Annotated in this window: 5 protein-coding genes; 1 reads left to right on the top strand and 4 read right to left on the bottom strand. The window is 25.3% G+C overall.

Annotation, left to right across the window (positions count from 1 at the left end; all coding sequences use genetic code 4):
• Positions 1-16 precede the first annotated feature (16 nt).
• The 4 genes from GE118_RS04140 to GE118_RS04125 form a co-directional block, all read right to left on the bottom strand.
• On the bottom strand, positions 17-7,165 hold the full coding sequence (locus GE118_RS04140; protein WP_158764148.1) for a GA module-containing protein: 7,149 nt from the start codon (positions 7,163-7,165) through the stop codon (positions 17-19).
• Between the two features lie 497 nt (positions 7,166-7,662).
• A complete protein-coding gene (gene ffh, locus GE118_RS04135; RefSeq protein WP_158764147.1) occupies positions 7,663-9,015 on the bottom strand; it encodes a signal recognition particle protein in 1,353 nt (450 codons plus the stop codon).
• 73 nt (positions 9,016-9,088) lie between these two features.
• Positions 9,089-13,426 (bottom strand): PolC-type DNA polymerase III, encoded by a 4,338-nt coding sequence (locus GE118_RS04130; RefSeq protein WP_158764146.1) that lies wholly within the window; start codon positions 13,424-13,426, stop codon positions 9,089-9,091.
• A gap of 11 nt (positions 13,427-13,437) precedes the next feature.
• Positions 13,438-14,469, bottom strand: a complete 1,032-nt coding sequence (locus GE118_RS04125) for a phosphatidate cytidylyltransferase (protein ID WP_158764145.1) — start codon at positions 14,467-14,469, stop codon at positions 13,438-13,440.
• Positions 14,470-14,545: 76 nt separating this feature from the next.
• Between GE118_RS04125 and GE118_RS04120 the strand changes: the two genes are divergently transcribed.
• Positions 14,546-15,289 (top strand): phosphotransferase, encoded by a 744-nt coding sequence (locus GE118_RS04120; protein ID WP_158764144.1) that lies wholly within the window; start codon positions 14,546-14,548, stop codon positions 15,287-15,289.
• The last annotated feature ends 8 nt before the right edge of the window (positions 15,290-15,297 follow it).

Raw genomic sequence — 15,297 nt, 5'->3', positions numbered from 1 at the left:
ATATTAGCTTTATTAATTAAATCTTGAATTGCTTTAATGTCTTTATTTGTATTATTAATTGTATTATCTTGGCAATGTTATTAGTCATGAAATCATTAAATTCTTGAATGATTTTATCTAATTTCGTTTGCTCTTTTTTACTTGTATTTTGGTATTTATCAGTAGATAATAAACTATTTAATTCTTGATATTTAGAATGTAATGAATTAATATTTGAATCATAAGCTGTTTGGTTTTTGAGTAATTTACTTGCAAATTGTTCAAATTGTTCAACATCAGCAGCTGATACTTGATCTTTAGCAAATAATTGATGATATTGAGATTGTATTGAATCTAATACTAATTTTTTATATGATGCAGGTAGATTTTCCAAAGCATTTAATTGTTTCATATATTTATCAAATGATGTTTTAGCATTTGATAAATTATTAGCACTAGCAATTTTTGAAGTTAATAATTGATTTATAGTTGGTAAATCATTTGTGTTTGTAGTATTAACTAAGTTATTGTCTAATATATTTTGATCAATATCTTTTGTTAAATATTTAGCAATTTCATTATTGCTATTTTTGTTTAATAAATCTTTGTATTGATTTAATAAACTATCAATATTATTTGCTTGATATTGTTTATTATAAGCTTTAACATCATCTAATACTTGCTTAATTTTAACACTAGGACTTAAAATATCTACATTTTGTTTAAGAGTTGATTTAGCTTGATCGCTAAGTTGCATACTATTTAATAAAGTATCTAATTCGTTCAATAATTTAGCATCAGGTAAATTATCTTTTAATTGTTTAATTACTTCATTAATTTCTTCTAATTTATTAACTGAAACTTTATCTTCATTAGACAATAAAGTATCTGCGTGGTTTAAAGTATCTAATGCTAAAGGTTTTAATTCTTCAGGAAAGTTTTCATAAGAAGCTTGGAGTTGAATATAAGCAGAACTTAATTTTCTAGCATCTTGATGAATTTCTTCAATTTGATCAATTGAATATGTGGTATTAACTGAGTTTTTAAATAAATCTTTTTGTTCTTGACTAATGTGAGTTAAATTATCAATATTTTGATTAATTTGATTTTGTTTATCTTTTAATATTGCTTGATTTACTATTTCTTGAATTTGATTTGAACTAGTGCTTGAATTTACTTGATCAATGAAATCTTGTTTTTCTTGATTGCTTAAATATTGTAGTTGTTTGATTTGTTTGATACCATTATGTTTTGCATTATCCAATCTAGCAACTTTCATTAAATCTTGCACTTCTTTAACTGTATGAGCGTTATTTACGTTATTTATTACTTGGTCTTTTAATTCATCTAAGTCTAATAAATCATCATTAATTTCTTGATTTGCTTTATTTTTTTCGTTTAATAAAGTTGCATCTTTAATTAATTGACTAATTTCTAAAACATCATTTGAAGCGTTTATTTTATCTCTAAAATCATTTGATTCTATAGGTGATAAATGATGTAATTTATCTAATTGTTTTAATGCATCTTGTTTTTGTTTATCAAGATTTAAAGCATTAGCTTTAGCAATGATATCTTCTACTTTTTCTTCAGTATCAGTAGTAGGAGAATTTAACTCATCTAATAATGCTTGTTTTTCTTGTTCATTTAATGCGGTTTCATTAATTATTACAGTAGCAAGATCTTTTTTATCTTGCAATGATGCAAGATTACTTAAATCTATAACATTTTCAATGTCGTTAGCATTATTAATTGCATTAATGAATTTTTCTTTATTTTCTGGAGTTATATCACCTAAATTATTAACTTCGTTTAAGGATTTATTCTTTTGATTTAATAATTTAGCTTTATTGACTATATTATTAATTCCTAATTGATCTAAAGTTTGATCATTTACAATTTGATCTTTAAATTCTTGGATTTGTTCATCAGTTAAACCGCTAAGTTTATCTAATTCAACTATAGCTAAAGCTTTAGCTTTTACTATATCTGCTTGAGGTTTAGTAGTAGCATCAAGTAATAATTGATCAATTTTGATTTGATCATTAGGTTTAAGATCTAAAGCTTTAATATCATTATTTATAGGATTTTTATAACTGTTTAAATCAACTAAATTATTGTAATTATCATTAATTTGATCTATAGATAAGCTATCAAAGTTATCTAATACGTTAGATTTTTGATCTTGATTAATTAAATCTAAATCATTTATTGTTTGTTTAGCTTTTTCTTTAATTAAATTAGTGATTTGATCTTTTAATTCTTTTAATGAATTAAAAGTATTTGCATCAGTAATTTTAGTTGCAAAATCTTGTTTTTCTTGGTTGGTTAATATATTTGTATTAAGCAATTCATTTACATTAGATTTAGCGTTATTTAATGCTTTGCCAAATGCAGCATTTAATAAATCACCATTATTTGCATTAACAAAATCTGATTTAGGATTTTGGTTAGGATTTAATAAATCTGAGTTAGCAATTTCAGTTAATAATTCTTTTTTAGTGTTTTCAAATGGTGTTTTTAGATCGTGAATATTGTTAGAATTTTTAATTTGATCTTTTAATTCTTGTTTTTTAGCATTATCAATCATATTAAGTTTATCGATATCACTTAATGATTGAGCTTTGCTTGTGATTAAATCTAATTGATCTTGAGTTGTTGCTTGATCTATTTGTTCTTTTGAATTAGCTAATTCATCCGCTGATAAGTTGTTTGTTAAACCATCAACTATAGCTTTAGCAACATCTTTTTTAGCTTTAATGCTATCAAGAGCATTGGTATAAGCGGTATCTAATTGATTTACTAAATCCATCACTGCATCTGAAGTGTTTAAAGTTTTATTAGTATTAACATTATTAGCATTAACTAATAATGCATCTAAAGCATCTTTATTATCTGCTAAATCATAATTAGTAGGTTGCTCTACTAATTTATTTTCTAACACTGTATAAGCATCATTTAATTGATTTGCTTGATTAATAATATCTTGAATTTCTTCTTTAGTATTTGCGTGAGAAATTAAATCTTTAAAATGATTTTTTAATCCGTCATTGAAGTTATTTAAATTATCAATTGTTTTATTAGATTCATCTAAATAATTTTGTACTTCATTTTGTGCTTTAAGGATTAAATCTGTTAAAACATTAGCTTTAGAATTTACACTAGCGGTGTCATTATCATTTTTATTTGTGTTTAAATTAGTAGCTTCTTCAGTAGCTGCTTCAAGTTGATCTTGAGTTTCTTTAGATGCTAGATTAAATGCTTTAGTTTTGTTTGTTGTGTAATCACTAGGAACAGCATTTAATTTAGTGCTCAAGTTTTCATATGAATCATCTAATGATTTGGCATTTTCAATAATTGTATCCATTTTAGCTTCTGAAGTAGCACCAGCGATTTGATTTTTAAAACTTGTTTTTTGATCGCCTGAAAGAAAATCTAGATCATCAATTGCATCTTGTTTAGAAGAAATTAAGTTAGTTTTATATTGTTCTGCTTCAGTGATTACTTGTTTTAAATTATCAATTGCTTGATCAATTGTAGAAATATTATCTTCAGTTTTATTATTGTTAATATTACTTAATGCAGTATATGCTGAATCTAATTTATCTTTTAATTCTTGAGAAAGAAGTTCATAATCTTGACCTGATTTTGAAACAAATGAAGGATTAGTGATATCTAATTGATTTTTTGCTTCATTATATTTAGTCAATAATGCATCAGCATTATTGAAGTTATTTTCAAATTGATCTGGTAATAAATCATTAACATTATTTTGGAATTTTTGAATTAAAACATCACCTAAACCATCTAAAGCAGCAATTTTGTCTTTGGCTGTTTGTTTCTTTTGCTCTAATAATGCTGCATCATTATAGATTTCATTTAATTTAGATAAATTAGCATTTTCTAATTTATCTAAAAATAATTGTCTTTGAATATCGTTTAAGTTAGTTAATGAATTAATTGCGTTCTTTGTGTCTTCTTTTGTTTTTTCAGTTATTGAATTCACATTATTTAATAAACCTTGTAATGGATTAGATGTATTAGTTTTAGTGGTTAATAATGTTTTAGTAGCAGATTTATCAGTGTTTTGAGAAGCATCAATTAAATTATTAGTGTTATTCTTAACTGTTTGAATGATTTCTTCTACTTTAGTGTCAAAATCGTTAATGGTACTAATGTTATTAATTGGTTCAATTGTAGGATTATCTATTTTAAGTGTTTCAATCACACTATTTGCTGAAGTTGTTAAATCATTTAATATCTTGTTATATAAACCATTTACATCATTGATATTGTTTAAGTTAGTAATTTCATCATTAAATTCATTGTTGTTATATCATTGTAGACCTTGAACTTTAGTTAATAATTGATTTTTTGCTGCATCTAATTTAGTTGTTTTTAATGAATTTAATTGATCAATGTTAGTAATGTTATCTCAATTATCTACAGGATCAATTAAGGTTGAAAGAGGATTAGAAGCTAATAATTCTTTTAAGTTTTCTTTCATTTTATTAAATTGATCAGCATCATTATTTGTTAAATCATTAAAGCTTAATACATTACTTGGTAAATGATCTACATTATATTGATCAGAATTAGTGTTAATTAAGTTGGTTGTTTTATCAAATATTGAAGCGATATCATTACCAAAATTATTTGAGTTATTTAATGCATCAGATAATTTTTGTTTAATTTCATTTTGCTGATTAGAAGTTAAAGTGTTTAAACCACTAATTTTTGCACCTAAATCTTCATTCAATTTAGCAATAATTTTAGCTTTTGTTTCATTTAATTTAGTAACTGTTAAATCACCATTTAATTCAGCTTCAAAAGCTGAATAATCAGCACTATCTAACTGATTTTGTACTGTTGCTAAATTAGTTAGATATTTATTTCTTAATTCAGTAGTTAATTCATTAGTAGCAGAATTTAATGAATCGATATTATTTGGTAAAGTAGCTAATTTTTGTGTTAATGCATTTCTTGCTTCTTCTTGTAAATCAGCAGGTCATTGATTAACATAATTAGATTTAATAGTTTCTATTACAGATTCAGCAATTTTATTTAACTCAGGTAGTATATTTTTTGTACTTGTTATATTATCTACTTTATCTTTTAATTCTTGTTTTTGCTCATCTGTAAGATAGTTTGATAATTGTAATTTTGTTTTTAAGTATGATTTAATATTTTCGTTATATAACAATAAATCAGAGTTTATTGTTATTAAATTATTAGTTGCTAAAGTTACATTACGATTATCAATAACGTTTGTAGACATATAGTTATTAAAATCATTGCTAATTTTAGTTGTGATTAGATTTAAGTTCTCTACAATCTTTTTGTATTTTTCAGCAGCTGTTAGACCTTCTAAACCTTCATTTAACTGGTTTTTAAGTTCTTGTATTTCATTTGCATTGTATAGTTTTAGACCATCAATGTTTTGTGTTATAGATTGTAGTGTTTCATCAGCAATAACCTTAAAAACTTCTTTCATTTTTTGAGTTTTTTCTGCACTAGAATTACTGTTGTAATACATTGCTAAAGCAGTTTTTATATAACTACCAGAAGCTTTTTGTTCATCAGTTAAATAAGGGTTTGAATTAACTGAGTACAATCATGTATCAAGTATTTGTTTTTCAAAATACTTAACATCCTCATCTGGATTATTTGTATCAAGAGTACGTGAAAGAACGTTATTCTTAAATCTCTCCATATCATCAAAAGGAAGATTTTCAATAGCTTTTAAAGCATATTCTTTAGCACTTGAAGCATTAATTTCAGCAAACTTTTTAGCTTCATTTCTCATATCAGGAATGAAACTAATGGTTCCATCATTTATTTTGCTAATCGCTAACTCGGCACCAGCGGTTTCGTTTTCTGTTAAATATTGAAAACTTCTAATTTTAGATGTAGCAGCATTTTTCTCACGTTCAATAACTCTATCAATATTATTTACTATTCTGTTGTAACGATCTAACATTCTATCAGGTCCATTAGCTGCTCCTAAGATTATAGTAGCATAACGATCTAGATAGTGATAACCACTTTGTTTTTCAAAGGTAAAGTTAGCATTACCGTTAGCAGATTTCATAAATCCTTTATTTTCTCAACCATTAACAGGATAGGTAGCAAGATTGTTCATATTTTCACAAGCGTCTTGCATTCTATCAAATCAAAGTTTTAAATCTTGTCCTGCAGGATAAGAACTATTATCTACATAGTCTGCATTTAGTAGTTGAATAGAATCTGTAGTCAAAAAATCTTTTATTTTATTTCTTGTTTTAACAAGTGTCTTAAACGCTTGATCATAATTATTTACTCTTTGAGATATTTGATCTCTAGTGGTTCCATATCAAACAAAAATATTTGCACCATTATCTCTTAAAGTAAAATTAGATAAAATATAAAATCCACCTGCACCAATATGTGTGTTATATAAATCGTCGTGAAGCTCAGTTTTATCAGTTCCATCATCGTTAATATTACTAAAATATTTACTTCTAACAGCTTCTAGAAACCCTACTGAACCTAATGTCATTGCGGCATTATTATGGTTTCTTAACAATGGTACTTCTCTATTAAAATAATCTCTTAAGTCATGAATTTTAGTTTTATATTGTTCATCAGTAAATTCATTATCACTATCTAAATCAAAATTATAATCTGCATCATGTAATAAATAATCAACAGCAACTTTAGTTTTTGCAAATGTAGTTCTTCTAAAGTCTCCTACATATGCACTTTGTCAAGCGTATGTATATCCAGGTAAAGTAATTTTATTAGAATAACCTTCTAAATATCTATTGTATTCACCAGGATTTTGAGCTGTAGCTCCTTCATTACCAGGATCACCGATAGAGTTAGCTAAAACCGCTAAATATCCTCTAACCATCGCTTTATAAGTTTTATCTATATTTGTTTTTATTTCTAATAATTTTTCTTGAGTATTTTGATTTGTTGATTCAAGTGTTTGTAATTGAGTTCTATAATGATCTATTTGTTTATCATTCAAACCACCTTGTAAATAAAGATAACGTTTCCCATCTAAATATTCTATTAAATTTTGAATTGTTAAAGTTGATGTTTCTGTAGCAACATCACTTGCACTTATTAGATTTAAAGAAATAGCAACAGCTGGCATAGTTGTCGCTATTAAACCTAATGATTTTTTCAAGTTTTTATTCATTTTTTACCTCCAATAAAAGAAAATTATAATATATGCATGAAGTGTGCAGAATGGAATATGTGAAAAAATATACAAAAATCTGCTTTTTGTTTTCATATTTTAGAAAATATGATAAGAATAAATACCATTTTTCATTCCACAAATGTATGAATTTTATAAAAATTTCTTTTGCAGTTCATACTTATAAAATTTACTAAAACATAAGTAATACTGTGGTTTTGGTAAAAATCAGTCATTAAATTTCTAGTATAATAATTTAAATAATATTAATCTTTTATATTTTCATAATAATAAATATTTTAAAACTTAAATTACAATGTAAGAATTTGAAAAAATTAAAAAATAAGCTAATAATCAATGTTTTTTAACGTTTTTTTGATAACTTGGAAACTTTTATGTCTATTTATTACATTATTAATCCTAATTAAATTAATCATTATTGGTTAGACAAAAGGTGAATAAAAAATAGCACTAGAAATTTAATCTAGTACTATTTTTTATAAACCAAAACCACCTAATGAACCAGGTCCAAATGAACCATTTTTAACTGATTTAACAATTTGACTCATTTTTTTAACCATAGCATCAAAGTCAGATAATAATTTGTTATATTCTTGAGCAGATCTTCCACTACCTTTAAGAATTCTTTCTTTTCTTGATGCTTGTCTTAACAATTTAGGATTTTTTCTTTCTTTAATTGTCATAGAAGACATTAAAATTTGATAAATTCTCATTTTTTCTTCTGCTTTTTCAATTTGAGAAGGATCAACTTTGCTTGCTAATCCACCAGGAAGCATTTTTAATATTTTTGAAAATTTACCCATATTTTTAACTTGTTGAATTTGTTCTAATAAATCATCTAATGTATATTCGCCATAGAACATTCTTTCCATCATATTTTTAGCTTTATCTTCATCGATAACGTCTTGAGCTTTTTCGATTAAACTCATAACATCACCCATACCTAAGATTCTATCAGCCATTCTATCTGGATAGAATAAATCTAAGTTAGATACTTTTTCACCTGTACCTATAAATTTAATTGGTATATTTAATACATGTCTTAAACTTAAAGCGGCTCCTCCACGAGCATCAGAGTCTAATTTGGTAATAATAGTTCCTGTTAATTTTAAATTATCATTAAAAGTGCTTGCAACATTAATAATGTCTTGACCACTAAGAGCATCAGCGATAAATAAAATATCACTAGGTTTAGCAATTTTCTTAATTTCAACTAATTCTTGCATTAATTTTTCATCAATTGATAATCTACCAGCAGTGTCGATAATAATTAAATCATTTTGATTTTGTTTAGCAAACTCTAAAGCATTAGCTACAATGGTTTCTGCAGGAACATCTGTACCTTGCTCAAAGTAATCTACTTGAATACTTTTAGCTAAAGTAACTAATTGATTAACAGCAGCAGGACGATAAATATCTGCAGCTACTACTAATGGTTTTTCAACCATTTTTTTCTTTCTTAAAAAGTAAGCTAATTTAGCTGTTGCAGTAGTTTTTCCTGAACCTTGAAGTCCACACATCATAATGATGTATGGTTTTTTCTCGATTTTAAATTCTTTAGCTTTTCCACCAAGTATATTAACCAATTCTTCATGAAAAATCTTAATCATTTGTTGAGAAGGGTTTAATTTACCAATTACTCCACTACTTAAAGCTTTTTCTTTAACGTTTGAAATAAAAGTTTTAACAACTTTTAAATTAACGTCAGCTTCAAGTAATGACATTTTTACTTCACGAGTAATTTCAAGAATATCTGCTTCATTAAGTACGGTTTTTTTAGCCATTTTAGCTAAACTCTTTTGTAATTTTTTTTCTATAAATCCTAACATATCAATATTATACAATATAGTATTTATATAAAAAACCAAGATTGTTAATCTTGGTTGTATAAATAAAATAAATTTAGAATAAAGTCATTTGATCAGTTTCATTTAAATGATCAATGATACCTAATTCCTTAATAACTTTAAATAAAGTTACATTAACTCCACTACGTTTTTGGAAATCGCTTTGAGACATATATGCTCTTTCATCTCTTGAAGCTACTATTTTATTAGCAACAGCTTCACCAAGACCTTTAATAGCAGAAAATGGTGGTATTAAAGACTTAAATTCATAGTCAATAACTCATTCTTTAGCTAAAGATTTTCCTAAGTTAATATTACTAATAGAAAATCCTCTAGCATATAATTCTCTAGCAATTTCTAAAGTTTGAATTAATGCACTATCTTTAGCTTTTTTATCTGAAATAGTATTTAATTCAACTAATTTAGAGTTAATTTTTTTACATCCAATATCATTCATTAATATTTCAACATCAAATTCATCAACTCTAGTTGTTAAATAAGTTGCATAGTATTCTAAAGGATAATATAGTTTAAATCAAGCGATTCTTCAAGCCATTAATACATAAGCAGTAGCATGAGCTTTAGGGAACATATATTTAATCTTTTTCATACTATTGATGTATCAACTTGGAATATTTGAATCTAATAGTTGTTTTTCCTCTTCTTTTGATAATCCTTTACCTTTACGAACTTGTTCCATTATTTTAAAAGAAAACAACGGATCTACACCTTTATGAATTAAATAAACCATAATATCATCCCTACAAGAAATAACATCTTTTAAGGTCATATTGTGCTTATTAATTAATTCTTGAGCGTTATTAGTTCATACATCTTCACCATGAGATAAACCTGATAGTGAAATTAAATCTGCAAAACTCTTAGGTTGAGCTTCATGAAGCATCCTTCTAACAAATCCAGTACCAAATTCAGGAATACCTAAAGCTCCAGTAATTTCTCCTCCAATTTGTTCAGGAGTTATGCCCAAAACATTTGTGCTAGAAAATAAAGACATAACTTTAACATCTTTTTTAGGTACATCTTTTTTAACATCTAAACCTGTAAGTTTTTCTAGCATTCTAATAGCTGTAGGATCCACATGACCTAAAATATCAAGTTTTAAAACGTTATCATGGATAGAACTAAATGCAAAGTGAGTGGTTTTTCAGTCTAAAGAAATATCATCTGCAGGATAGTTAATAGGAGTAAAGTCTTCAGATTCAAACTCTTTAGGAATAATGATAATTCCTCCAGGGTGTTGTCCAGTAGTTCTTTTTACTCCTTCGAGTTTAGTTGAAATAAAATCAACAAAGGAAGGAGAATAACCAAAATTATAATCTTCAGATGCTTTTTTAACATATCCATAACTAGTTTTAGATTTAATAGTTGATATAGTACCAGCTCTAAGAGTATGATCTTCACCAAATAATCGCTTAACTTCATCATGAATCTCAGATTGATAATCTCCAGAGAAGTTTAGATCAATATCAGGAACTTTATCTGCATTAAATCCTAAGAAAGTCTCGAAAGGAATATTTTGTCCATCTTTAATCATTTTAATATCACAATTAGGACAATTTAAATCGTTTAAATCAAATCCTGAACTGATATCATCACCATCATAAAGTTCAAAATATTTACATTTTGAACAAATATAATGTGGTGGAAGTGGGTTAATTTCAGTAATTCCTGATAAAGTAGCAACTAAAGATGATCCAACAGATCCTCTAGATCCTACTAAATAACCATTATCGATTGATTTTTTAACTAGTTTATGAGAAATTCAATAAATAACATCAAATCCATATTTAATAATAGGAGTAATTTCTTTTTTAATTCTCTCTTCTACTATTTCTGGTAGTTTTTCTCCATAAATTTTATGTGCATTTTTATAAACTAAATCATAAAGTTTTTCTTTTGAATTATCAAATTTAGGAGTATATAAATCTTTTTTAATGATTTCAATATTATCATCAACTAAATCAGCAATTTTTTTAGGATTATTAACAACTATTTCATTAATTAAATCTAAATCATTTAAAAATGCAAATTGCTCTTTCATTTCATTAGTAGTTAAATAATGTAAATGTGGAAGTTTTAATGAATGACTAGCTGCTTTTGAATAATTAAATAAAAAGTGAGAAGTATTTCCTATACCTTTAGAATAAACTAATGATTTAAAGAAAATTTGATCAACTTTATTTTCATATCTAACATCACCAATAGCAACAACGATTTTATTTTTCTTTTTAGCTTTAATAATTAAAGTTTTAAGCAACTCTTGAATTTGTTCTAAACTAAAATCATCATTTGAAATTCAATGAGCTAAAGCTTGAGGATGAGGTACTTCAATGTAATCAAATTGATCTATTAATTTATCAATTTCTAAATCTGAAGAAAATAATAAAGCATCAATTAAGGGTCCTTTTAATCCACCAGAGCCTATTAAAACATTATCTGTTTTATGAATATCTTCATAAAACATCTTAGGTGATTTATAAAATCTTTTGGTTAAAGTTAATGAAACATATTTAAATAGTTCTTTTAAACCTAATTGATTTAAAGCAAGAATACTAATTTGACTTGATCTAATTTTTTGATAGTAATTTTCAGTCATTAATTTAGATAATTGTTCTAAGGTTAAGATTTTATCGCTTTCAAGCATTCTAATTGCATTTAAAAATGCTTTAGCTAAAACTTCAGCATCATAATCAGCTCTATGGGCCACTAACGAATCATAAGCCACTTCTAAATTCTTACAAAACTCACCTAAGGTGTGCTTTGCTTTGTTTTCAAATAATAATCTTGATATAGCTAAAGAGTCTAAATAAGTAGTTTTAGGTAAAGGTTTATTAGCTTGAATGAATTTTTGAATTACAAAATTCATATCAAAATTAGCATTGTGAGCTACTGCGATTCTATTATTTAAAATAGCATAAATTTTATCTAATGCTTCATCTACTTCTAATCCTTGTTCATCAAGCATTTTATCGGTAATATTAGTTAAATTAGTGGTAAATGAAGATAAAGGTGAAGAAGCTTTAATGAAAAATTGATGATTTTCTACAATTTGACCATTTTTAATAATTGAAGCACCAAATTCTATAATTTCAGAAAATCTTGGTGATAAACCCGTAGTTTCAATATCAAATACAGCATATTCGGCTTTAGTTAAAGTAATATCTTGTCAATCATCATTTAAAATAACTTGATTATCATTGTGTATAACATCAAATGACACCCCATAAATAGGTTTGATATTAGCTTTTTTTGCTGAAAAGAAAAACTCAGGAAATCCTTGAACACTATTAGAATCTAATAAAGCTACTGCAGGTTGATTAAATTGTTTTGCAATATTTATTATATCTGCAGGATCTAACAATCCATCCATAGTATTCATTTTACTTTTAGCATTTAATTCAATTCTTTTGACCTCTGCATCATCATGTCTAGCTTCAAACATTGAATCAGTTTTATACATTTTGTCAATTTTTACTATTTTTTGAAAATCGGTTCCAATAGAAACTTCACCATAAAAATCTCCAAATTCATTGATGTTGATATCATCTTCATTTGCAAGTTTTTCTTTGGTAAACATTGTGATTCTTATAGCGTCTTTAAAATCTGTAACTGAGTATTTATATAAGAAATAATCTTTACGATCAATTATTTCTTTACGATAAACCATTCCTTTGAAATTTGTAAAATATCTACCAATTAAGTTATCTAAATTATTAATTTCTTGAATGGTGTTAACATTATAATTTTTACCACCACGATTAAATGTTTTACCTCTAATGTTATTAACTTTAGATTTAAAATCATTATTAACCGCCATAGAAAGTTGTTTTTTAAAATGACTATAATCAACTTCGAAATTTTGACTAACTTTAACAGGTTCTTGATATTCACTATCGATGGTGAAATTTCTAAAACCAAAGTAGTTCATTTGTTTGGTAATGTGTTCTAGTGCTTGATTAACTAAATCTTGATCTATTTCTTTATTATTGTGTCTAAAAACTCAACATTTTTTGACATTATTGAAATATAACCCATTAATTACTAGCATTAAATCATATATTTCGAGATATTTTGGTTCATTTTCAATACTTTTTTGAATATAAAAAGAGATTTCAGAGTGTTCAATATAAAATGAATTAATTTCATATGAAGCGATTAATTTAATAGCAGAATAGTTATTAATTGCATTGTATAGTTTAAAAAAATCACTAGCTAATGGAATTCTAGTGAATACAATAGTAAATTCAAGTGATTTATTTTCTTTGGATGATTTAATTTCGGAGTTTTTTATGTATGCATCTTGGATAGATTCAAGTTCCCCAAGATTTAAAAACTTCGCTAAATTATTAAATGGTGCGTCTTTATAATACATAACTCTCCTTTTTAAAATGAAGCAAACATACTTCAAAGCACAAATACAAAAGCAATACTATCTAATCTATCTAATAGTCCTCCATGACCTAAAAATATTTTAGAAAAGTCTTTAATTTCATTGACTCTTTTAATAAATGAAAAGAATAAATCACCAACTAAAGCACTAATTGGGGCCATTATTAAAAATGCAAGAATGATGGAGTTAGATGTAATAGGATTAGCAACATCACTTAAAAAGAAATATTGATTAACTAAAGTAGGTTCTTTAAAGAATGTGACATTATATGAAATTAAAAATACAATAGAGATAATTAAAGCGACTAAAACCCCAACAATAGCTCCTTCATAAGTTTTTTTAGGACTAATATTAGGTGCAAGTTTGATTTTAATAAATTTATTTCCTAAAAGTTTTCCACCAAAAAATCCTCCCATATCATGACTTATTGCAATTAAAACAAATAAAATGATTTTTTGTAAACCAGCTTCTTGAGCGTTTAAAATAACAAAAGAATTAAAAAATAAATATAAAATGATATAACAGATAAATAAAATTAATGACTTATTAATTATTTGTCTCATTAAACGATTTTGATTTTGAATCATTCTAATTAAAATAAATAAAATAACAAAAAATAAACTGCTAATAATAAAATATAATCATTTTTGGTGATTAAATAAAATATTGGTTAAAGGAGAAGTTTTAACAATATCCGGATTAGAAAATCAAACCTTATTTTCTAATCCAACTGAAGGGAAAATAATAAAAAAAGTAAAGATTATCGCTGATAATAATGATAGATAAATATTTCTATAAAAAGCTTTAGATAATTCTAATCCAGATCAAAAAACAATCACACTAAATATAACTACAGAAACTGATTGTAGAACAATTTTAAGTGTGCTATCTTGTTGATTAAAAGTAAATAATGATAATCTAAATAAAGCAATAATAGCTATCGCTAAAACACCTAAAACTATACCTGGAATAATTCTAGAAACTAATAAGGAGTTTTTTGATTTTTTATTTATGGGAAAATTCATATATTTATTATAATCAAACATTATAAAAGCAAGTATTTTTTTTAAAATTAATACAATTATTATTAGGGAGTAAAAAATGATAAAAATAGAAAAGGGACATACTAATAATTCCTATCAAACAGCTAATAGTTTTTATCAAGAAAAAATAGTGAATAAATTTAATCATAAATTAGATTATTCACTATTAAAAGATTTTGATTTTGTGCCAAAATTAATTCAAAATACTGATAAAGTGGTTGAATGAGAATGAATTAAAACAAAAGAAAAAACTTTTGATAAAGATATATTAGTTCAAATTGCAAATAACTTTAAAACACTGCATGATTCAGAATTAAAATTTCCAAAAAGCAATGTAGCATCAAGAGTTAAAGAATATCGTAGAATTTTAAAAGAAAAAAATATTAATATTGATGTATTAAATAAATACTATAAAAGAATTAATTTAATTTTAAAACACAGCCAAAACAATAGACCATTACATAATGATTTATATGAAGGAAATATTATTGTAGATAAAAATAATAAAGTTTATTTTGTTGATTGAGAATATTCATCAATGGGTGATAAGCACTTTGATTTAGCTTATTTTATTTGTGGTTCTTTTTTGAATAAAGAACAAGAAGAAATCTTTTTAAATCAATATGAAAGCTATTGGGAAGAGTATTTAATTCAGCAAAAAATACTAGTTTATTATTTAACAATTTTATGATTACACGCTCAAGATGTAATGCCTTTTAGTGATGAGTATTGTATAAAAAAACTAGAAGAAACAGTTAAAGAATTTGATTATTTAAAACAAAACAATTTATTTAAAAGATAATAGGAGGG

Origin of the sequence: Mycoplasma sp. NEAQ87857, from assembly GCF_009792315.1 — a bacterium.
GTDB lineage: Bacteria > Bacillota_I > Bacilli_A > Mycoplasmatales > Metamycoplasmataceae > Mycoplasmopsis.
Note: the sequence above shows the minus strand (reverse complement) of the source record. Positions and strands in the feature narration are given on the sequence as shown.